Below are 20,476 nucleotides of genomic sequence, written 5' to 3'. Positions count from 1 at the left end.
TTTGAAATATATCGAAATTTTATTTAAGCGTATTTAAATTTGGGCGAAATTTCGCAATTTTTAGTTAATCTTAAAACCTCGTTCGATAAAATGGCGCGAAATTCTAATTAGGAGCAGATATGTATCTATTCACAAGCGAAGTAGTAAGTCCCGGCCATCCCGATAAATGCGCCGATATCATCGCAGATAGCATCGTGGATGAAATTTTAAAGCAAGATCCCAACGGGCGCGTCGCGGCGGAGGTTTTCATCGCAGGTAAGCACGTAGTAATCGGCGGCGAAGTAAACGCCAAGGTCGATTTCACCCACGACGATTACCGCCACATCGTAAAGGGCGCGCTTAGCGAGATCGGCTACAACGACAACCCCTACTTTACGCGCGCGCAGTGCTTGCACCCACAGGATCTGCAAGTGGACGTATTTTTAAACCAGCAAAGCCCCGACATCAACCAAGGCGTCGATCAAGAGGGCGGCGAGATCGGAGCGGGAGATCAGGGCATAATGTTCGGCTTCGCAAGCTGCGAAACGAAAAATTTTATGCCGGCGGCGATCACCTACGCGAGGCTTCTTTGCGATCACGTTTATGCCTACGCAAAATCCCATCCCGACGAGCTTGGCGTAGATATTAAGACGCAGGTTACGGTCGATTACGGCACGAAGGCAAATTTTGAGGAGTGCAAGCCGCAAAGCATCCATACGATCGTGGTTTCAGCGCCCTGCGTGGAGAGCATGAGTATTGAGCGCGTCCGAGATCTGATCGGAAATTTGATCGATTCGGCGGGGCTTCCGAAGGGGCTTTATGACAAAAGCAAAACGATCATCTACATCAACCCGACCGGTCGCTACGTAAATCACAGCTCGCTTCACGACAGCGGCCTAACGGGGCGCAAACTGATCGTCGATAGCTTCGGCGGCTACAGCCCGATCGGCGGCGGCGCTCAAAGCAGCAAGGACTACACTAAGGTCGATCGTAGTGGGCTTTATGCGGCGCGCTATATCGCTAAAAACATCGTTGCAGCGGGGCTTGCGAAAAAATGCATCGTCCAGCTCAGCTACGCAATCGGCGTCGCAAAGCCCGTCAGCGTCAGCGTCGATTGCATGGGGACGAATTTAGGCGCGGCAAGCGACGATGAGCTATCTGCTTTCGTGCTTGAAAAATTCCCGCTCACTCCGCGCTGGATCATCGATAAATTCGGTCTTGATCGCCCCGGCAAAGGAAGCTTTCTCTACGCCGACGTCGCCGCACGCGGACAAGTCGGAAACGACGAGTACCCGTGGGAGCAGCTCAATAGCGTCGAGCTTTTTAAGGCTTTGAAATAAAATTTTACGCTTTGCAGTAGCGCCTTTTTAGCTTACGACATTCGCTAGGCTTGCAGCAGCGAGCCTAGCTCAATATTCTACGCGGCTTTTGCATGCCGCGTAGTTTTATCGCATCCCAAAAAATAGCGTTGCGGCAAAATTCTGTATCAAAATTCTAAGCCGCGGAATTTAAGAGTTTTCGCAGGTAGAATTGAATTTTAAAATTTTAAGCGCAACTCGCGCAAAATTTTTAAAATTGACGCGGTGAAATTCCAAGGCTGAGCCCGTCTAGTTTAGTGATAAATTCCAGCCGAGGTGGGCTTTTAAAATTTGCACACAAGCTTTAAATCTGCAATCGCTTAAAATGAAATTTAACCTATAAAATTTTTTCTAACGTGCTTTGTACTTAATCTCCGAAGGAAAAAATTTTAAATTCTCCTTACTTGTGATATTTAAGCGTGTAAATTTTAAAATTTTGCATTTTATTTGAAGTTTGCCGCTTTTATATAGAAAGAAAACCCGAAGCAAATTTCATTTAAAAGCGGCATTTGCAAGATAAAAGCGCTAAAATTTTAAAATATGGAATTTATGAACGCTACTAATTTAAAATCTCAGATTGGCACGCTTCGCCAAAGCTCCTCCGCTAACTACGCGAAATGAAAAAGCAAGATTAAATTCTCTCTCGCTCAATGTCACCCGCAAGCAAGCACGGCGGAATATCAAGCTTAAATAACGCAAAAGGTATAAGGAATAAAGCAAAAAGATAGGAGGCTTGGAGCTTGATAAAATTCTAGCCTTGTGCGGCGGCGACCGAGCGGCTTTTAAATTGGACTTTAAAAGCAATGATGCAAATTGCACGCCTTAACTTAAATGCTAAAGCAGCGATAAAATTTTATCGCTGCTTTCGTAAATTAAAATTTTAACGATATTGCCGAACTACACAGCTGCAAATAAGTAAATCGCCTGCATTTTAATCACCCACGCCTCGTCTAAATTGCCGATCAAATTTAAGCCGCATACACCTTTATCTGGCGCTTAGTTTAGCCGCGCGGCATAAAAACGCAGCTAAAAAATGAAGCACTATTTCGTCTGATTATCCTCGTTTTTTGGCGCAGCAGTGCTTGCATTTATCTCGCTGGCTGCGCTATTTACGGGCTCAGGAACAGAGATTTTTTTCACCGAAGCGGTAAAATTCTGCTCGGCTTCAACATCGCCTGTTTTTTCGATATATGTAAAATCGCCCATCTTCGTCCACGTTCTAGCTTTAGCTAAAAACGCCTTTTGGCTCTCCCAAATCTCTTTGAAATCGGGATTTTTCTCGCTTTCTTCGGCTAAAATTTCATCCGTCGCCTTGCGAAGCGCACGCATAATTTCAGGCGAAAACGAGCGAATCTGAACGTTTGGATATTTCTTTTTGATCTCGTCCCAAATTATTACGTTTTTATAAAACGTCTCGTTTTCTGCGTATTCGCGCGCCTTTGCGATAGAGGCTTCCAGGATATTTTGCAAATCCTTAGGAAGCTTCTGCCAAGTTTGTAGATTTATCACTATCTGCTGCTCGCTAGCGGGTTCTTGCCATCCCGTATAATAGTAATTTGCGACCTTGTGAAAGCCTAGAGGTATATCAAAGCTAGGACTTGCCCACTCGACCGCATCGATGGTGCCCATCTCTAGTGCCATATATAGCTCACCTACCGGTATCGTAGCGACTGCGACGCCAAGGCGGCTCATGACCTCCCCGCCAAAGCTTGGAATTCTAAATTTAAGCCCTTTTAAATCGTCTAGCGTATTAATCTCTTTTTTAAACCAACCGCCCATCTGCATACCGCTATTTAGAATATTAAAGATCTTTAGATTGCTTTTAGCATAGAATTTATCCGCTAGCTCCTTGCCTCCGCCGAAGTAATACCAAGCGTGCTGTTCGTCTTTCGTCATACCAAAAGGCACCGTCGTAAACAGCATATTTGCGCTATTTTTACCTTTATAATAGTAGCTCGCAGTATAGCCTAAATCGTATTGTCCGTTTTTGACCATATCATAGATCGCAAAAGGCGCTTTATGCTTGCTAGGCGCGTCGATGCTGATTTTCAGCCTGCCATCAGACATACTATCTGCAAGATCTGCCATACGCTTGGCGACATCGCCTACGATAGGCATACTAAGCTCGTAAGTCTGAGCTAGCTTAAGGTGATAAACTTTCTTATCCGCGCCCCACAGCGACGTGGCTATAATCAAACTTAATCCGACAAGAATCGATTTTTTCATATACTACTCCCAAAATGAAATGGTGCGAATTTTATATAAAATCATCTAAATTCACGCTTTTATAACTAGCTTTTAAGCGAAATTTTCGCACAATTGTAGCCAAATTCGATAAGGAAAGGGCATGCAAGAAAAACATTACGAAGTAATCATCATAGGCGGCGGTATCACGGGCAGCGCACTAGCATACGTGCTGGCAGAATTTAGCGGGATCAAAAATATCGCTCTACTTGAAAAATACGAAGGGCTTGCGACGCTAAATTCTAAAGCCAGCGCAAACTCTCAGACGATTCATTGCGGCGACATCGAGACCAACTACGATCTGCAAAAAGCGACCGAAGTCAAGCGCAAGGCGGATATGATCGTGAAGTATTGCCAAAAGCACGGATATGAGAATAAATTTTTATTTCAAGGGCAGAAAATGGCTCTTGGCGTGGGCGAAAGTGAGGTAGAGCTAATTAAAGAGCGCTTTGAGAAATTTAAAGAGCTTTATCCGTATCTGCAGCTTTTCGACAAGGAAGAGCTCAAAAAAATCGAGCCCAAGCTAGTTTTTGACGGGCGCGGCGAGGAGCGAGCGGAGGATATCGTAGCAATGGGCGTGCAATCGGGAGTTTACACGACGATCGATTATGGCGCGATGGCGAATTCCTTCGTGCAAAACGCTAAAAACGTGGAGGGTAAAACCTGCGATCTGTACCTAAACACCGAAGTGCAAAACATCACTAAAGTAGGCGATAAGTTCTATATCCGCACCGCAAATAGACTCTCGCTAAGTGCTGATTTCGTAGTCGTAGATGCGGGCGCACATTCGCTGTGGCTCGCGCACAAAATGGGGCTTGGGCAGGATCTTAGCACGATTTGCATCGCGGGCAGCTTCTATCTAACCAAGCAAAAGCTTCTAAATGGCAAGGTTTACATGATGCAAAACCCAAAGCTTCCATTTGCCGCGCTTCACGGCGACCCGGATTTGCTCGCAGGCGGCTGCACGAGATTTGGTCCTACCGCGCTTACGATGCCGAAGCTCGAGCGCTACAAGGGCTGTCGTTCGGTGCCGGAATTTTTTCAATCATTAAATTTTGACATGGACGTAGCCAAGGTCATTTGGCAAAATTTTGGCGATAGCGAGGTAAGGGACTTCTTAATCCGCAATATAGGCTTTGAGATACCGATTTTAGGTAAAAAGCTTTTCGTCAAAAATGCGCGCAAGATCATACCTAGCATCCGCGAGGAGGATATTTACTATGCCAAGGGCTTTGGCGGCGTGCGCCCGCAAGTAATCTCACACTCGCAAAAAAAGCTGCTTTTAGGCGAAGCTAGAATAGGCGAAAATCCAGGGATTATCTTTAATATGACCCCAAGCCCAGGTGCTACGAGCTGCCTAGGCAACGCACTTCGCGACGCAAAAAGTGCCTGCGAATATTTGGGAGTGAGCTTTGATGATGCAAAATTTGACGCGGAAATGATGCGATAAAGAGGAATTTTTAAATTTCGCTCGGGCAAGAATTTTAAAATTTTACTTCGGCGAGGACTTTAAAATTTTGCTCGCGCTTCACATATAGAGAGTTTTAAAATTTCATTCAAACGCGAATTTTTAGAATTTAACCTGCACCGCAAGCTATGAAATTTTAAAATTTCGCCGTGCCTTAGAATTCTAAAATTTTCTCGCGCTATAAAATTTTAAAATTTCTTCGTCTAGCAAATTTCAAAATTTTGCGCAAAATTTCGCCTAATGCGGCGATAAATTTTAAATTTAAAGGAGAAAAGATGCTTAAAAAAACCAAAATTTTAGCGACCATCGGGCCTGCAAGCGACAGCGAAGAGATGATGAGCGCGATGGTAAAGGCGGGCTGCAACGCCTTTAGGATGAACTTCAGCCACGGCACGCACGAGTATCACGAGGCAAATTTAAACAAAATCCGCACCGTAGAAAAGAGCCTGGGCATGCGCGTAGGCGTATTTCAGGACATCAGCGGCCCAAAGATCCGCGTCGGCAAGCTCGAGGAAAATTTTAAACTCAAAACGGGCGATAAGATCACCTTCCTTCCTCGCGAAATCATCGGCAAAAAGACCGCCCCGGGCGAATACGAGCTGTGTATCAACCACCCAGAAATTTTGCCGTTAATGAAGGTAGGCGAGTTTATCTACCTCTACGACGGCTCGATCCGCGCCAAAGTAATCGCGGTAAGCGAGCAAGGCGTGCGAGCAGTGCTCGAAAACGACGGCTTTTTAAGCTCAAATAAGGGAGTGAACTTCCCAAACACCCGCCTAAATATCGACGTTATCACTCAAAAAGACCTCGCAGATCTGCGCTGGGGCGCGGCGCACGGCGTAAATTTCGTAGGCATCTCCTTCGTGCAGTCGCAAAACGACATCCTGCGCGTGCGCGAAATTTTAAACTCGCTGGGCTCAAAAGCTAAAATTTACGCCAAGATCGAAAAATTCGACGCGGTCGAAAATATTGAAAAGATCATCGAAGCAAGCGACGGCATAATGGTCGCGCGCGGAGATCTGGGCATCGAGATGCCGTTTTATGAGATCCCGCGCATCCAAAAGCGCATCATAGCTCTTGCCAACGCCCGCTCAAAGCCCGTCATCACCGCCACGCAGATGATGCTTAGCATGACCGAGCACGAGCGCGCCACCAGAGCCGAGATCAGCGACGTCGCAAACGCCGTACTCGACGGTACCGACGCCGTGATGCTAAGCGAGGAAAGCGCCATCGGCAAAAATCCCGCAGCCGTAGTCGCCGCGATGAGCGAGACGATCCGCGAGACCGAAAAGATCTATCCTTACGATAAATTTAACGATTACGATTTCTACGACGAGACCGATATGATCACTTCGAGCACCGCAGCGCTTGCCGCAAGGCTGGGCGCGGGCGCGATACTTTCGATCACGGGCTCGGGGCGCTCGGCGATCAAACTCGCACGCAACCGCGCCAAAATCGACATCATCGCAATCGCACACGACGAGCAGACCGCGCATGCGCTAAGTCTCGTGTGGGGCGTAAATCCCGCGATGGTCAGGGAAAAAACGAGCATCAACTCGCTGCTCGCACGTATCATAAGCGAGGCTCTGCAGCGCGGGCTCATCGAAGAAGGCGGCACCTACGTGATGACGGCGGGCTTTCAAAGCGGACATCCCGGCAGCACCGACTACATCCGCATCATCAAAAAAGATCAGATCGATTTCTACCGCGACGCGGCAGAAACGGGCCTCAAGGATAAAATTTGAAAAATCAAAATGTCAAAGTCCATTAAAATCAAAGAATCGCGGTTAAATTTAACCCCTTGCTACGAACTAACGCCAAAAGAGGCGCGAGAGCTCGTTAGCATCGGTATCACCGGACACGGCGAGATATATTTTCTATGCGAGGATGCGGGCGAATACGTCATTAAATTTATGCAAGACGGGCGGCTGCGCGAGATAAAAACCGGTGCGGACGAAAACGGCTACCACTTCGCCGTGTCCGTGGATTTTCCAAACCGTTGGGCGCTGCTAAACGCTCGCTCGCGCTACGATGAGAAGCTAAAACGCGGCGAGGAAAATTTAAAATTTATCGATGAGCTGGGCGTCCAGACGGGCAAAATTTGCGTGGGCGACGGCATAGCAAAGATCATAGCGCAGGGCGGGCGGCTCTACGTTTCATATTTTGGCGACGGGCTCTTCGGCAACTTCGGCGGAGACGAGTGCGAACTCGCCGTTTGGAACGAGGCGGGCGAAAAGCTCTATGGATTTGACCTCAGCCGGATTCACGACTGCTACGCGATAAATCTATTTGGCGGCGCGTGCTACGCGCACTATTGCAGTAGCTTTGATTTCGTGCGTATCAAGGACGGGCAAGCCACGGCGTATACTCCGAAAATCAGTTCTTATAAACCGGGCTCCGCGGCTATCGAAACGTGCGAGCTAGAATTTTCAAAAAGCGACTATATTTTTGCGAGCCGCGACTTCGCGCTGGATGAGCGAAGCGTGCTGTTTTGCCCGGCTGATAACGACAAAGAAGAGCTGTTTTTGTTTAAATTTAAAGGCGAAACACTAGAATTCGACAGAAAAATCAGCCTAAATTTTCTCGGCGCAGACGGCTCGAAAAATAACAAAAATGAGGGCTACGGCTCGTACGGAAACGGCGAATATTTAGCTCTTTTAAAAGGCGCCAAAATTTATAAAATTTGCGTGAGCGAGCTAAATTGAAATGTAAATTTAGCAGCTAACGGCGCTTAAATTTAGCAGCGTAAAGCGTCGGGCTAAAGCCAAATCAAAAGAAAATAGAGCCACTGCAAAAATTAAAATTCCGCAAAAATATATTCGTTAAAAATCAAACTCGCGCTCTTAAAATTTCAAGGTATAATTACGAAGAGAATTTATAAAATTTAACCGAAGGAGAGACCATGAAAAAATTTCGTTCGCTGCTGCTGTGTGCGGTGGCGGCTGCGACTTTGAACGCCCAGGGCGAGAGCAAGGTGGAAAAAATCACTTCGATCGACATCTATGTTTCGCCGTTTTATTCGGCTAAGGATGGTAAGCCCGAATACGTGCATGTTTACGAGCCGATCGACGATCTGTTGATGAAAAACGACGTGCCGAGCCTGAAAAAAGCGATCAAAATCATCGAGGACGCCCCGGAGATGGTCGCTCCGACTACGCTGATGACCGTCGCAGCGCGCGCTTATGATCTGGGGCTTAAGGACGACGCGGTGTTTTGGTTCTACGCGGGTAAAAATCGCTTCTTAACCTTCGCTCGCGTCATCGACATCAAGGACGAGATGTTTCGTGAGACCGAGTCCGCGAATGCGGCGTTTTTACAGCTCGTCGGCAACGTGGTAAATCCATACGCATTCTGCGATCTCGCTAAACAGCGCGATGCGGCGGCACGCGCTAGGGACTGGGTCAAGGCGCACCCGTATAAAGCGATATTTGATGAGAAATTTCCGTCTCGCTTCGCAGATCGCGCCGCCGCGCTCAAGGCAGCCGAGGACAAAATGGACGCCGCGCTACTTAGGCAGGACGAGTTTTTCGCAGACCCCGCTAAAAAGGCGGACTTCCTAGCCAAGCGCAAAGCAAATAACGCGGATAAGCGCTTCTGCGATTAGTATCGCCTAATCAGCGGCACTCTTTAAAAACCGGCATTATTTGAAATTTTGAGCTGCCAAAAATTTAGTATTGCATTTTTATCTCCTCAAACGGATCTGCGCGTGAATTTAAAATTTTATTACGTAGAATTTTATCGCTAACGGCACGCAGTGAAGCTTTGATATAAACAGCCTAGATCTGTTTAAAATTTAGCAGAAGCTCGCACGTAATTCTATTTCGCATAAATTCTATCGACAACTAACACAAAATCAGATCAAATATTGCTAAAATTCGAGCCGTTTGGCGACGTAAAATTCCACCGCTACCGCCTAAAAATCGAAGTTTTTTAAATTTAGCCGCACGGCGGAATTTTATCCGTTTTTATATACGAACATTATATAATTATTAAAATTTTTTCCAAGGAGAGAGGATGAAAAAGCTCGCTACGATACTTGCGCTGCTCTGTGCGGCGGCGTTTGCCAAGGAGTATGAGTTCATGGTAGAAGAGATGAGCTACAGCTCACTCGGAGAGCGCAAGGAAAGCACGCATCTAAGCTACGACGCGGCGACGCACAAGCTGGAGCAGATAAGAGATACGAACTCCTCGGACGGCCTAAGCTCTAGCTACAAAGAGATCAGCTACTTTGACGAAAAGGGGGGAACGTTTAAATTTGAAGTATTTAACCTTGATCTTAAAAGCGGCAAGTGGAAAAAAATAGAAGACTACACGGTAAGCGTAAAGGGTAACGTCACGACGCGAGAGAGCAATTCGATAGTGGATGACGGCACGCGCAATGCGAGCAAAACCGTCTCCAGCTACGACGGCAACGCGACCGAAGATGTGCGATATAAGCTCGCAAAGGGCAAATGGCAAAAAGAGAGCATGGACAGATCCGTAAGAAACGCGTGGGATAAGGAGGGGCTTACGATAAGCTTCAAATGGGACGGCAAGAGCTGGCAGCCCAAATATAAGACAGAAATTTTCTACGACGGCCTAGGAGAGATGAATGGATACGTAACCTACGAGTTTGTAAACGGCGCGTGGCAAAACAGCGAGCGAGAGATGCTTAACGGCGATCGAAACGGCAGCTACGAGCAGATCCGCAGCACTTTCCAAAACGGCGCGTGGCAAAACGCGACGATGAGTAAGCACGAGCTTGACGCCGCAAAGGGCGAGGAGGTCGTTACGAGCTTCATCTGGAACGACGAGAAGGGCGCGTGGGATAATATGAGCAAACAGACCGCTATCAAGAATGGCGCGGATCTTAATATGACCTCGTATCTGTGGGATGAGCAGCTTAAAGATTGGGTCAAAAGCTACTCAAACGGCGAAATTTACGACAAATCGGGCGAGCACCCGCTCGTACAAAGCTTTGAATCAAATTCCAGCAGCGGCAAATACGTCTATAGCTACGACGAGCGCGGCAGCAATACGGCGATGGATATCTACAAGCTTGACGCGAGCGGCAAATGGGTGCAAACGGGACGCTCAGAGGCTACTTACGATACCGCAATCTCAGCCGATAGCGTGGGATACGGCGCCGCGCTGATGATGTTTGAGATGCCTAGCATCTACGCGATAACGAGCTTTAAGGAATTTAAGCTTAAAGACGGCAAGCCCGAGCTCATAACGGAGCAGACGTGGAAATATAAAAAGATAAAGTAGCGTTTAAAGATGCGCCGGTAAAATTTCGCGGCTAAATTTTACCTGCGCGGCCTTGCACGAACGTCGCGGTTAAATTTAGCAGACGCGGCGTTATTTATGCGGACGCGGCGTTGTGCGAGCTTTGCGTTTAAATTTAGCGGACGTAGCATGGATTAAAATTTAGACAATAAAAGGAGCGGTCATGAGAGGTATTTTTAAAATTTTGCCCGAGGGTGCGGCAGATTTTGCGGCTGCAAATTTAAAGGCGCGAGCGATTGTTTCGGCGGGCGCTTTTAAGGTGCGGGCGGCGGTAAATTCGAGGGCGCGGACGGCAGTTTTAGCAGACTCTATTTTGGCGGCGACATTAACGCTTGCGATACCTGCGGGCGCGACCGAGACGGGCGAGACGCACGAAACGGCATCAAATTTCAAAGCGCGAACGGATAAAATTTGTCTGCAAAAGACGAGTTACAAAACAGAGGGCGGCGCCGCGCCGCGCTACGAATATGAAGTGAGCCAAAACTACGACGCCAAAACCCGCCGCTTAGAAAAAATTTACAGAAAAAGCAGCGAAGAGGGAGTGTCCGTATCGAAAAGCTTTAGCAAATTTGACGAAAGCGGCGAGCGCGAGATCGAAAATGTCGAATACGACTGGGACGCGAATACAAACAAATTTCGCGAAACGGCGATAAGCAAGCAGGAGATCGCAAAGGACGGCTCAAAAATTTATTTCAGTCTGCAAAAGGACGGCAAGCCATACGAGGGTGAAAAAGCCGTCGAAAAGCGCGAGGGCAAAACGGAAATTTTGCAAAATTTCACACTAAAAAAGGGCAAATGGACGCCGACATACCTTACAAAAAGGATTGTCGACGAAAACGACAGAAACAATTTCGTAGCGACCTATGAATGGAGCGCTAAAGCGAAAAAATGGATGCCGTACGAAAAATCGATATATCACTACAACGGCGACGCTTACGCGGGCTCCGAAGGCTACGCGTGGCGCGGCAAATGGGTACCGCTTACAAAACATACCGTCTTTACGGCGGCGGACGGGACGCGCAGCGAGATAAATTTTGTGTGGCGCGACGGCGCCTGGCAGCGCGACGAAAAGGCCTTATACAAGATCGAGCCTAAGTATAGGCGCTTTAACGAGCTAAGATCGCGCTGGGACGCCGCAAAAAACGAGTGGAGGGAGTACTACAAAAACTTGCACGAGGAGACCGAGGAAAGCAGGCCGCTACGCGAGCAAACCGCGCTTTGGCGCGAGGAGCTGCAACGCTGGGAGGTCGTGTTTGAAAACGAGTTTAGCTACGACGCGCGTGGCAACGTGATAAAAAATCGCACGGCCTCCGATGGCAAGCAGTACGAGTATATCTACGACTACGACGAAGCTGGCAACAACATCTCCATCATCCTGCGCGAGCCTGATGAGAGCGGCAAATGGCACGAAACGCAAAAGACGCAAAACGTCTTTGAGCGGAGCATTTTAGCGCATGACGTCCTAGATCGCGGCTTCATCGGCGACTACATAGCCACGGGCGAAAACGCGATCAAAAGCAGCAAGCAGTATTTTCTAAAGGACGGCGAGTTTAAGCTAAACGAAACTCGCGAGTGGGTTTACGGCAAATGCGAGCCGCAATAAAATTCGGAAAGCCTCATGAACGAGCCTTATATCGTTAAAATTTCAGATAGCGACGCGATGATGTTCGGCTGCGAAGCGGACGAGCGGGTGCGCGAATTTGCCGCTAAATTTGACGGCCGGGAGTACGAAAGCGAGTTTGATCGGACTAGCTATCTGCTCGGCACGGACGTTTTTATCGAGGTCGCGAGCGAGGAGAGCTTAAATGAAGGTGCTTTACGCGCTCAAATTCCAAACAAAAAGGCCTTGGACGCTGACGGCGGCACGACGTTTTTGAGCCTGCGCGAATGGGACGGCAAGGAACACTGGCGGGTTCGCGCGAGCGGTGAAATTTTACGCGCCATCAGCGAGGATGAGGACGGCGGCGCGGCGTATCTGCTTCTTAGCCCGAGACATATCGCCGCAGAAGAGCTGCGAGGCGCCTTTGAGGACAAGCCGCCGCAGGAGTTTGCGCGCATTACCCGTGGCCTCGAAGCCAAATACGACTGCAAGAACCGAATGCTCTGCTACGTCGTTTGCTATTTTACGCCGAAAGGCAAAGAAGGGATGCGGGCGGACTTCGGCGTGCAAATTTAAAGCGCGGCGGATTAAATTTAAAATTTGCCCGCGTAGCGCGCTCGCGCCGAATAGCGAGAGTTTGATCTTGCGTGCAAAACCTGCGCCGCATGAGTGCAAACAAAATTTAAGCGATAAAATTTAAACCGCCGCGATGAGCGAAATGGGGTCAGAATGATAAAATCCATAAAATTTAGGGGCGAAAGCATCGAGGAGCTGGAGGTTTGGTACTACGCCCCAAAGCACGAATGTAGCACGGCGGAGTTCGCGCAGCAGTGCGGCAAGCTCGTGCGCGCAGACTTTGGGCTCGCCTCCCTTTACGAGATAAAATTTGAAAAATTTACGCCCTGCGAGCCCGATGATTTTATGAAAGAGCGTATAGCGGCTGCTTTGAGCGCGGCCGGCCTATCAGGCGAGCCTCGTAATTTCGCAATGGGCGGCGAGAACGACTGGGACTGGCAGGAGTGCTCGTTTGAGGCGAGCGGACAGCGATTTTTACGCATCTGGGCGACGTCGGCTTGATAAATTTAGCCCCGCTAGCGGGCTTTGAGGCGAAGTGCGAGTTTTTAAAATTTAAAGTTTCAAGCGGCGCATACCATCGCGCCGAAACGTATTTCATCGAGCCTTAAATTTTAAAATTTTGGTCGCAAACTTTCGGATTTTAAAATTTAAACAGCGCTGGGCTTTGAGGTGCAGCGCGAATTTTGCGGCGCGATAAAATAGCAGCGCAAACGATAAAAAACGGCGCTCGCTAAGTAGAATTTTATAAAAGGTGAAATGCGGCGCGCCGTATTTAGGACGCAAAAAGCTTAAACGGGCTTAGGAAGTAAATTTCGATCTAAATTTAGGCGAGACGCCAAAAATTTTAAAATTTAAACGCAAGGAGTGAAAAATGGATGTTTTACAGAGTTTCGAGCGAGAGTATGTGCGGCAGGTTAGAGACGGGTCGCTGGCGTGGTTGGACGGGGTCGTAAGCGGTCGGATGAAAGGCGCGCGGTGCGAGCGGCTGTATGCATTGATAGCGGAGTTTTCGCCGCAGCAAAGGGAGGCGCTAAGGACGCTTTGCGCGCATCTTACCGATCACGTCCTGCATGAGATGCTAAGCTTTTTCGAGCAGAGCGAGCGCTGGCGGCTTGCGGACGAGGCGGGCGAAAATCTAGCCGAGCTCTCGGACGGGCTTTGCGGCGAGCTCTACGGCGAGGACGGCTGGATCGAAAAATTTAGCGACTATCCCGCGAGCCTGAAATAATGCCCTACGGATTACGTGCCTGAGCGCCCTGCTTTGAGACAAATTTATTTGAAGGGAAAATATGAAAAACCTATTTTTTCTAGCCGCGCTTGCGGCATTAGCGCTTAGCGGCTGCGCGGGCTTAAAATGCGGCGCAAAGGACGGGCGAGACGTCGCCGAGATCGACGTGCCCGAAGATGGCTGGACGAGATACCTAGGCACCGACGGCGAGATCAAGGAGGTCGCATTTTTCACGGCGTTTTTCTCGGGGCAGTTCCGCCCGCACCCAAAAGATGGCGAAAAGATCGGCTTCGTGCTTACCAAAAAGAGCGGCGAACGCATACCGATAAGGCTCGGCAATATGTATAAGGCGGCAGACGGCGCATTCGCGCTCGCGGATCTTGACGCGCAGAGCGACGTATGGGGCGGAGCGGAGGAGCTGCGCAGTGCAAAACGAGCGAAATTTTATAAATTTCAAGAAGGCAGCGTCAAAGTGACGGACTATGAGGCGCAAAGAGGGCTTTGCGAGGCGTTTTACGCAGGCGAAAAGATAAGCGTCAAAAGCGTGCTAAGCCGCCGCACGAGCAAGGCTGGCGAGGCTAGCGGCGAAATTTCCACCGCGCAGACGCAGGGCGAAATATCGCGCGACGCCGTCAAGGCTTTAAACTCGCGGAAAAAACCCTCGCCGCAAGGCTCTAGTAAAAATTTAGCAAACAAAAAGAGCGCTGCACAAAAAACCGATAGCGAGGCGTTAAAACCGGAGACGGAGGCGCTAAAAAATATTATCTGCTACAGATAAAAACGAAGTTGATTGAAATTTCAGTTTAATGAGTAAAAATTTTGCTAAAATTTTAAATAAAAATATCTTTTTAAGGAGTAATAAATGAGAAAAAACGTTTTATTTTTTCTATTGCCGCTGTTTTTGTTCGGCGGCGAGGCGCAGAAGCAGCTAAACGTCTTTGAGCTAACGCCGTCAAAGATGCCGCCGCAGCAGTTTAAGGTCGAAGCGATCTTTTCCAAAGAGATCAAAGCCGACTGCAACGACGCGTATCTGATCGGTGGCAAAATAGAGCAAAAAGAGAGCTCGGACGGGCTTTATTACGAGTTTAGCGGCGGCGATGAGCTTGCTCAGACGCTGATGCTCTGCGACGGCAAGAAGCAAAAGAAGCGGATCTATTACGAGCTTACGCATCCATTCGCCTACGACGGCGGCGAAATTAGAATTTTAGCGCCCAAAGACGTTAAAGTCGAGCTTAGAATTTACGAACTCGTAGAGAGCAAAGAGCCGAAAATCCGCAAGATGAAATAGTTCCGCAAGGAGCAGGGCGGACCGAACTTATGCATGGCGGAATTTCCGCCATGCAATAAATCTTTCATCGCGCAATGGTTTTGCGCGCAGGCGAGATAAATTTTACGGCGAAGAATGGAATTTCGGCATCGATGGGTCGTTTGGTTAAAATTTCAGTATAATTTCGCAAAAACAAGGAGAGAGCATGTCAGAGAGAATTTTTGAAAGCCTAAAAGAGCTTTTGACGCAGCAGGGGGCGCGCTTCCGCGTCGTAGCTCACGAAAGCGCGGGCACCTCCGCCGAAGTCGCCAAAATCCGCGGCACGCAGCTAGGACAGGGCGCAAAGGCGCTGGTTTGCACGATCAAGGGTTTTAAGGATGGGCAAATTTCTTTTTCGCAAAATTTAAATTTAGCAAGCGCCGATGACGCACAAAGCTCCAACGCTTCTTGCGTTGCAACCGCTCAAGGCTGCGAAAACGGCGCCTGCGCGGGAAATTTAGCTTTAACCGCCGATCAAATTTGCGCAAACGTGCCACAGCAGCTGAAGCTTCCTAGCGACAAACCCGCGGGCAGAAACGGCAGAATCTACGTCCTAGCGGTCTTCGCAGCCGATCATAAAACCGATCTAAAGCGCTTGGCAGAGGGGCTTGGCGGCACGAAAGCATCGCTCGTAAGCCCCGATGAAGTGGGCGATCTCACGGACTGCGTCATCGGCTCGGTGCCACCGTTTAGCTTCCACGACAAACTGCTGCTAATCGCTGATCCGTCGCTATTTGGACGCTTCGAAGAGATCGCTTTCAACGCGGGCTTGCTCGATCACTCGATCATCCTAAACGCACAGGATTACGCGCGCATCGCAGCTCCGCGCATCGTTAGCTTCACCGAAGAGGCTACGGAAGGCGAATAGCAGCGCATCGTCCGTTTCACACAAGAAGAGGACTCGGATTAAATTAGCCCAAAAGCAAGGGTAGAATAGAAAAAGATGGCTAAGGATGGCTGTAAAGCGGCGCTTTGATTTTTGATCTTTTTTCTTCATATTAAGGCTTTAAAATTTGCAGTATGATCAGGAGCAAAGAGATTGCGACCGAAACAGGGGATGGGGAATGCTATGAAAAAGGTGTGGATATTTTTGCTGTGTCTACTTGCGCTATGCGGCATGGAAAATGCTGCGGTTAAGGGAGACGATGCGCCGCGACCGGAGATTTATCAGAGTATGAAAGATATTTACGACGATCTGCCGATCGCGCAACTGCCGATACGCTATCCGGGAGAAATTTCGCCCTTAGCGGCTATCGATAAAAATTTACTTGATAAAAATGAGCTGTTTTCGTTCGCAAAGGAGAACTTTTTAATCGACAATCTAAGCGCGTATTGGGAGAGGATCAAAGACATAAGGGCTTGTCGTTTGCCAAAAAAGAGCGCCAAAACAATTCTGCTAAGGCTTTATCTGGGGGATTTCCAAGATAGCAAGCACGGGCACGAATATGTTTTTATGTGCCTTTTAAACGACGCATTTCGTATAAGCGATTGTCGCGAAATTTACGCCGATTACGTGCACTGCGGTAAAAGCAAGCCGCCGATGCGCGCCAAGCAGGAGTTCGTCATCGACGCCGATTTACGCTGCACAGTAACAACGCACTACTATACTTTAGATAGCGATAAAGAGCTGCACAGAAATGTCTGCGTGCACGAAATACAAAACGGCACGATCGTTACTAAGGATTAAAATCCAAGGCGATCTTGCGAGATGTTTTTGGTCGTAAAGCCGTAAATTCATAAGCAGAGCCGCAAACTGAGACGCGAATTTGCTCTATCTATGAGCCCAGCTATTTCAAATCGCGATAAAATAACGCTCAAACCGAGCCTCGAATTCATCATATTGATGAGGCGCTGTTTCGAGCCGCGCCAAAACGGCTCGTAAATCTTTGGTGCACCGCAGCGTCCCACTAAGATGCGTCGCCTTGCGGAGCATTTTAACGACGACGAGCGCTTTATTGGTTTTGACTTCCTGCAACAAGCTAAATATCAAATCTGAAATTCTTGGTGCGCCCCGAAAGCAGCGAGGATAAAACATCCAAATTTTAAAATTTAAAAATTTTTAAAATAAAAGTGTGAGTTTAAAAAGAATTAATCGCGACGATATCGCATCGCCGCGACTGAAGAAGGCATCATCATGCCCGCGAAGGTATTTATTTCATAGCGCCTTGTTGTTTCATCTGATCCATCATCTGCTTAAATATCTCTTTAGCTTGTTTGCAAGTGGCCTCTTGCTGCTCCTTAGGAAGTGCGCTGATCTGATCCATAGACTGCTTTTTTTGATCCTCATACATCTTGACCTGCTGCTCTTGACCAGCTTGTTTGTAGGTGTCAACCATCTTATCAAGATCTGCGAAATATTCTTTGCAGCTATCTGAAAGATCTGCGGCGCTAAGACTTAGCGCAAAGCCAAAACTAGCCAAAACTAAAAGTGATTTTTTCATTTTTCTCTCCTTGTAAAAAATCAGCGAAAGTATATCATTTCGCTTAGTAAATTTGCCTTAAATTTTAATCAAATACGGCTGTTTTTTTAAATTTATAGCGCTTTTGAAATTTTAAAATTTCACTCTCGCCGCGACGCTTACATTTTTTAAAATTTAACTCATCTTTAAATTTTAAAATTTCAGCTCTTGGTTTCGCAACTACCGCCGGTGCTTTTTAAAATTCCGCCCACGACGCCTCTTGGGGCTACCGCCGCAAAATCACTTCTCATCAAATCTGATCTGCACAGATTTTTTGTGCGCGCCGAGCCCCTCGGCATCCGCTAGCGCCATGCATGCGCCTCCGAGCTCATCTATGGCGCGCTTATTTAGCGCTATGATCGAGCTTCGTTTGATGAAGTTATAAACCCCTAGAGGCGAGAAAAATCGCGCGCTTCCGCCGGTCGGCAGCGTGTGGTTGGGGCCTGCGAGGTAATCGCCCATCGCCTCTGGCGTGTAGTGGCCCAAAAATATCGCGCCTGCGTGGCGTATGCGCGGAAGCAGCTCGTAGGCGTTCTCGGTCGCGATCTCGAGGTGCTCGACCGCAAGCTCGTTCATCAGCTCCACGCACTCGTTCATATCGCGAGCGATGATGATTGCGCCCTTGTTTTGGATGCTGGCGCGAGCGATCGGTTCACGCGCGAGCGTAGGAAGCTCGCGCTCGATATGCTCTGCGACGCAAAGAGCGAATTTTTCATCGTCGCTTATCAAAAAGCTACTCGCGATCTCGTCGTGCTCGGCTTGGCTGAGTAGATCCACGGCGATGTTGCGCGGATTTGCCGCGGCGTTTGCGATGACGCCCACTTCGCTAGGGCCCGCGATCATATCGATATTTACATCGCCGAACACGAGCTTTTTAGCAGTCGCTACGAAGATGTTCCCGGGACCCGTTATGACGTCGACCTTGCCGATCGTGCGCGTGCCGTATGCCATCGCCGCAATCGCGCTTGCGCCGCCCACCTTGTAGGCCTTTTTGATCCCCAGCACATGCATCGCCGCGAGCAGTAACTCATTTACGACGCCGCCCACGGCGGGAGTGCAGACGCTGATATCCTCCACGCCCGCGACGATTGCGGGGATCGCGTTCATTAGAAGCGAGCTCGGATACGCCGCCTTGCCACCCGGGATATACAGCCCCGCGCGATCCACGGGCGTGATCTTTTGCCCGAGCATCGCGCCGCTTGGATCGAAGCTAAACCAGCTCCTCTCAAGCTGTTTTTCATGATAAGCGTAGATGCGCTCGTATGCGACCCGAAGCGCATTCTTAAGCTCTGCGGTTAAGCCTTCATACGCGAGACTCATCTGCTCTTGCGTGATAGCCAGATCGCCCTGCACGCGCCATCTGTCAAATTTCTCAATCTGTTCAGCTAGCGCCTCATCGCCGCGCTCTCTGATATCTTCGATGATACCGCTTACGACGGGCATTACCGATCTCATATCCATCTCGCCGCGGCGCACCAGCCTTGCAAACTCCTCTTTGAAATTTGCCTTCGTACTTTTTAAAATTTTCATTTTTGCTCCTTGTAATGCTTGGAATTTTAACGCTTTTTGCTAAATTTCGCCTTTAAGCTCGCGGCTGTATAAATTTAAAGACCCTTTGGGCCCGCCGATTTTCAAAAGATTAAGCGAAAATGAAATAAAATAGCCGAAATTTTAAATGGAGCGATGTATGAAAAAGATATTTTTAGCGCTGATCGCTACGGCGGCTTTAGTAGTGGCAAAACAGAGTGATTTTAATGAAAGCGAACTGCAAAGTAAATGCGACAATAATGATGCATCGGCATGTGCAAATCTCGGTAGCGCATATTACTTCGGGTAAGTACAATATTTTCTGCAAGATTAGAGCAAAAGATACCAAACACGCCAAAGAGGTAATTTATATGATTGATGATATACAAGGCGTAGCCCGTTCAGAAACAATGATTTCTATGGAAGAGGCCATCAACGACAAACGCCGCTTGCTACACAAAGCTTTCCGTGAATTGTAAGTTTTTTTGAATCATATTTAAATACTTTGCCAGAGGTTGTAATTTATGACTTTTGGCAAAGTGTTTTTTTGTTACAAACATTTTTTTCTTCTTATTTACCCTTTACATTCGATATAAGATGGATATAGAATGGATACAGGAAGAGCGAAGGATAAGCGAAAGATAAGCGAAGGATAAGCGAAGGATAAGCGAAGGATGACCGAAAGAAAGTCGGCGAGCTGGCGCAGCCGAGTATGTGATGAATAATAAACGAGAGGTAAGCATCTTTTTCTTGTTTAATAAAAAATAAATTGTTACCTTTGTTGCTTTAAAGAATTAATATTATGAATAGATTATCTAATTTTAAAGAGTTTTATCTGAAAGTAGTATTACCTAATACTTCTTCATATAAAAAATGGTTAAATGAAGAAAATTTTGATAAGAATATAAATGAGCTTATCCAAAAGTACCAAATGAGTTATGGGTTTAATCCTTTTGAGGATAATGTATCGTTAGATGAGTTGGATAAAGAACCTGAAAATAGTACTTTCCAAGAATATTCTATGAGTAAATTAAGCGGAGTACCAAGAGCTATTATCAACACTCATTATAGAAAGTTTTTAGAATATAGAGATGATGTCTATTTTGAAAATCTACAGGAATTAATAGATCATATTCATGAAGAATTAAAGAAAAATAACTTTATTGAAAAGTTTCAGAAGACAAGAATAGATCTTAATGGAAATAGTAGAGTAGCTTCAAAAACAGCTCTTTTTGCTGGTGCAACAGATCCTAAGAATGATGATTGGACGTTCAATATAGGTAGTACAAAAGAACTACAATATCATTTATTATATAGACTTGATGGACTTTTGCATTATGGATTAAAGTTTAGTGCTTATCAAGAAAGATTTAATCTTTCTCCAGTGGAGGAAATACTACCTTTTATAAAAAGTTACTTCAATCATAAAGAACAAATAAAAACTATTCTTAATGATTATACTT

The 20,476-nt window shown here is 47.5% G+C and carries 19 protein-coding genes and 1 pseudogene; 17 read left to right on the top strand and 3 right to left on the bottom strand.

The annotated features are described in order from the left end of the window. Window positions 1–119: 119 nt before the first annotated feature. Window positions 120–1,319, top strand: coding sequence for a methionine adenosyltransferase (gene metK / locus Q0135_RS04495; protein ID WP_297988625.1), 1,200 nt, complete (start codon window positions 120–122; stop codon window positions 1,317–1,319). A gap of 1,059 nt (window positions 1,320–2,378) precedes the next feature. On the opposite strand, the gene Q0135_RS04490 is transcribed toward metK, so the two are convergent. Further along, window positions 2,379–3,563 (bottom strand): TRAP transporter substrate-binding protein, encoded by a 1,185-nt coding sequence (locus tag Q0135_RS04490; RefSeq protein ID WP_297988622.1) that lies wholly within the window; start codon window positions 3,561–3,563, stop codon window positions 2,379–2,381. A 121-nt stretch (window positions 3,564–3,684) separates the two neighbouring features. Between Q0135_RS04490 and Q0135_RS04485 the strand changes: the two genes are divergently transcribed. The 13 genes from Q0135_RS04485 to Q0135_RS04425 all read left to right on the top strand — a co-directional run bounded on the left by Q0135_RS04485 (window position 3,685) and on the right by Q0135_RS04425 (window position 16,714). Further along, window positions 3,685–5,031, top strand: coding sequence for an FAD-dependent oxidoreductase (locus tag Q0135_RS04485; RefSeq protein WP_297988620.1), 1,347 nt, complete (start codon window positions 3,685–3,687; stop codon window positions 5,029–5,031). 293 nt (window positions 5,032–5,324) lie between these two features. After that, the gene (gene pyk, locus Q0135_RS04480; RefSeq protein WP_297988618.1) at window positions 5,325–6,794 is read left to right on the top strand and encodes a pyruvate kinase; all 1,470 of its coding nucleotides are present in this window, start codon (window positions 5,325–5,327) and stop codon (window positions 6,792–6,794) included. Between the two features lie 9 nt (window positions 6,795–6,803). Further along, window positions 6,804–7,754, top strand: coding sequence for a hypothetical protein (locus Q0135_RS04475; protein ID WP_297988616.1), 951 nt, complete (start codon window positions 6,804–6,806; stop codon window positions 7,752–7,754). Window positions 7,755–7,951: 197 nt separating this feature from the next. Beyond that, window positions 7,952–8,653 carry a cytochrome-c oxidase gene (locus Q0135_RS04470; protein ID WP_297988614.1) on the top strand — a complete coding sequence of 234 codons (702 nt, stop codon included), beginning with the start codon at window positions 7,952–7,954 and terminating at the stop codon, window positions 8,651–8,653. A gap of 410 nt (window positions 8,654–9,063) precedes the next feature. Continuing rightward, a complete protein-coding gene (locus Q0135_RS04465) occupies window positions 9,064–10,299 on the top strand; it encodes a hypothetical protein (protein WP_297988611.1) in 1,236 nt (411 codons plus the stop codon). Between the two features lie 181 nt (window positions 10,300–10,480). Further along, window positions 10,481–11,920: a hypothetical protein gene (locus Q0135_RS04460; protein WP_297988608.1), complete on the top strand. Its 1,440-nt coding sequence runs from the start codon at window positions 10,481–10,483 to the stop codon at window positions 11,918–11,920. A 15-nt stretch (window positions 11,921–11,935) separates the two neighbouring features. After that, the gene (locus Q0135_RS04455; protein WP_297988606.1) at window positions 11,936–12,493 is read left to right on the top strand and encodes a hypothetical protein; all 558 of its coding nucleotides are present in this window, start codon (window positions 11,936–11,938) and stop codon (window positions 12,491–12,493) included. A gap of 153 nt (window positions 12,494–12,646) precedes the next feature. Further along, entirely contained in the window at window positions 12,647–12,994 is a 348-nt protein-coding gene (locus Q0135_RS04450) for a hypothetical protein (protein WP_297988603.1), read from the top strand. Window positions 12,995–13,364: 370 nt separating this feature from the next. Beyond that, window positions 13,365–13,721: a hypothetical protein gene (locus Q0135_RS04445; protein ID WP_297988601.1), complete on the top strand. Its 357-nt coding sequence runs from the start codon at window positions 13,365–13,367 to the stop codon at window positions 13,719–13,721. Between the two features lie 61 nt (window positions 13,722–13,782). Then, window positions 13,783–14,499: a hypothetical protein gene (locus tag Q0135_RS04440; protein WP_297988598.1), complete on the top strand. Its 717-nt coding sequence runs from the start codon at window positions 13,783–13,785 to the stop codon at window positions 14,497–14,499. Window positions 14,500–14,583: 84 nt separating this feature from the next. Beyond that, window positions 14,584–15,009: an ecotin family protein gene (locus Q0135_RS04435; protein WP_297988596.1), complete on the top strand. Its 426-nt coding sequence runs from the start codon at window positions 14,584–14,586 to the stop codon at window positions 15,007–15,009. A 184-nt stretch (window positions 15,010–15,193) separates the two neighbouring features. After that, window positions 15,194–15,895: a YbaK/EbsC family protein gene (locus Q0135_RS04430; protein WP_297988594.1), complete on the top strand. Its 702-nt coding sequence runs from the start codon at window positions 15,194–15,196 to the stop codon at window positions 15,893–15,895. 201 nt (window positions 15,896–16,096) lie between these two features. Beyond that, complete coding sequence (locus Q0135_RS04425; RefSeq protein ID WP_297988593.1) at window positions 16,097–16,714, top strand: hypothetical protein; 618 nt, start codon at window positions 16,097–16,099, stop codon at window positions 16,712–16,714. Window positions 16,715–17,177: 463 nt separating this feature from the next. Here the strand turns inward: Q0135_RS04425 and Q0135_RS04420 are convergent, their stop codons facing one another. Beyond that, entirely contained in the window at window positions 17,178–17,468 is a 291-nt protein-coding gene (locus Q0135_RS04420; protein ID WP_291936556.1) for a DUF5339 domain-containing protein, read from the bottom strand. 258 nt (window positions 17,469–17,726) lie between these two features. Beyond that, window positions 17,727–19,016, bottom strand: a complete 1,290-nt coding sequence (gene hisD / locus Q0135_RS04415; RefSeq protein WP_297988590.1) for a histidinol dehydrogenase — start codon at window positions 19,014–19,016, stop codon at window positions 17,727–17,729. Between the two features lie 157 nt (window positions 19,017–19,173). On the opposite strand from hisD, the gene Q0135_RS04410 reads away from it, so the two are divergent. From Q0135_RS04410 to Q0135_RS04405, 3 genes and pseudogenes are all read left to right on the top strand, one after another. After that, on the top strand, window positions 19,174–19,323 hold the full coding sequence (locus Q0135_RS04410; RefSeq protein WP_297988588.1) for a hypothetical protein: 150 nt from the start codon (window positions 19,174–19,176) through the stop codon (window positions 19,321–19,323). Continuing rightward, window positions 19,274–19,381, top strand: a pseudogene (locus tag Q0135_RS11405) (hypothetical protein); the annotation flags it as partial. The gene Q0135_RS04410 and the pseudogene Q0135_RS11405, both read left to right, overlap by 50 nt. 434 nt (window positions 19,382–19,815) lie before the next feature. After that, window positions 19,816–20,476, top strand: a 661-nt coding sequence (locus Q0135_RS04405; RefSeq protein ID WP_297988586.1) for a hypothetical protein, incomplete at its 3' end; no start/stop codon positions are given.

It is taken from the genome of uncultured Campylobacter sp. (assembly GCF_937981295.1).
Taxonomy (GTDB): Bacteria; Campylobacterota; Campylobacteria; order Campylobacterales; family Campylobacteraceae; genus Campylobacter_B.
This window is presented reverse-complemented; position numbering and strand designations above follow the sequence as displayed.

Excerpts from the sequence above, each read along its gene's own strand:
- pyk (WP_297988618.1), top strand. The coding sequence starts at position 5,325 with ATGCTTAAAAAAACCAAAATTTTAGCGACCATCGGGCCTGCAAGCGAC.
- Q0135_RS04445 (WP_297988601.1), top strand. The coding sequence starts at position 13,365 with ATGGATGTTTTACAGAGTTTCGAGCGAGAGTATGTGCGGCAGGTTAGA.
- Q0135_RS04430 (WP_297988594.1), top strand. The coding sequence starts at position 15,194 with ATGTCAGAGAGAATTTTTGAAAGCCTAAAAGAGCTTTTGACGCAGCAG.
- Q0135_RS04485 (WP_297988620.1), top strand. The coding sequence starts at position 3,685 with ATGCAAGAAAAACATTACGAAGTAATCATCATAGGCGGCGGTATCACG.
- Q0135_RS04420 (WP_291936556.1), bottom strand. The coding sequence starts at position 17,468 with ATGAAAAAATCACTTTTAGTTTTGGCTAGTTTTGGCTTTGCGCTAAGT.
- Q0135_RS04410 (WP_297988588.1), top strand. The coding sequence starts at position 19,174 with ATGAAAAAGATATTTTTAGCGCTGATCGCTACGGCGGCTTTAGTAGTG.
- Q0135_RS04470 (WP_297988614.1), top strand. The coding sequence starts at position 7,952 with ATGAAAAAATTTCGTTCGCTGCTGCTGTGTGCGGTGGCGGCTGCGACT.
- metK (WP_297988625.1), top strand. The coding sequence starts at position 120 with ATGTATCTATTCACAAGCGAAGTAGTAAGTCCCGGCCATCCCGATAAA.
- hisD (WP_297988590.1), bottom strand. The coding sequence starts at position 19,016 with ATGAAAATTTTAAAAAGTACGAAGGCAAATTTCAAAGAGGAGTTTGCA.
- Q0135_RS04440 (WP_297988598.1), top strand. The coding sequence starts at position 13,783 with ATGAAAAACCTATTTTTTCTAGCCGCGCTTGCGGCATTAGCGCTTAGC.
- Q0135_RS04450 (WP_297988603.1), top strand. The coding sequence starts at position 12,647 with ATGATAAAATCCATAAAATTTAGGGGCGAAAGCATCGAGGAGCTGGAG.
- Q0135_RS04490 (WP_297988622.1), bottom strand. The coding sequence starts at position 3,563 with ATGAAAAAATCGATTCTTGTCGGATTAAGTTTGATTATAGCCACGTCG.
- Q0135_RS04460 (WP_297988608.1), top strand. The coding sequence starts at position 10,481 with ATGAGAGGTATTTTTAAAATTTTGCCCGAGGGTGCGGCAGATTTTGCG.
- Q0135_RS04435 (WP_297988596.1), top strand. The coding sequence starts at position 14,584 with ATGAGAAAAAACGTTTTATTTTTTCTATTGCCGCTGTTTTTGTTCGGC.
- Q0135_RS04475 (WP_297988616.1), top strand. The coding sequence starts at position 6,804 with ATGTCAAAGTCCATTAAAATCAAAGAATCGCGGTTAAATTTAACCCCT.
- Q0135_RS04465 (WP_297988611.1), top strand. The coding sequence starts at position 9,064 with ATGAAAAAGCTCGCTACGATACTTGCGCTGCTCTGTGCGGCGGCGTTT.
- Q0135_RS04455 (WP_297988606.1), top strand. The coding sequence starts at position 11,936 with ATGAACGAGCCTTATATCGTTAAAATTTCAGATAGCGACGCGATGATG.
- Q0135_RS04425 (WP_297988593.1), top strand. The coding sequence starts at position 16,097 with ATGAAAAAGGTGTGGATATTTTTGCTGTGTCTACTTGCGCTATGCGGC.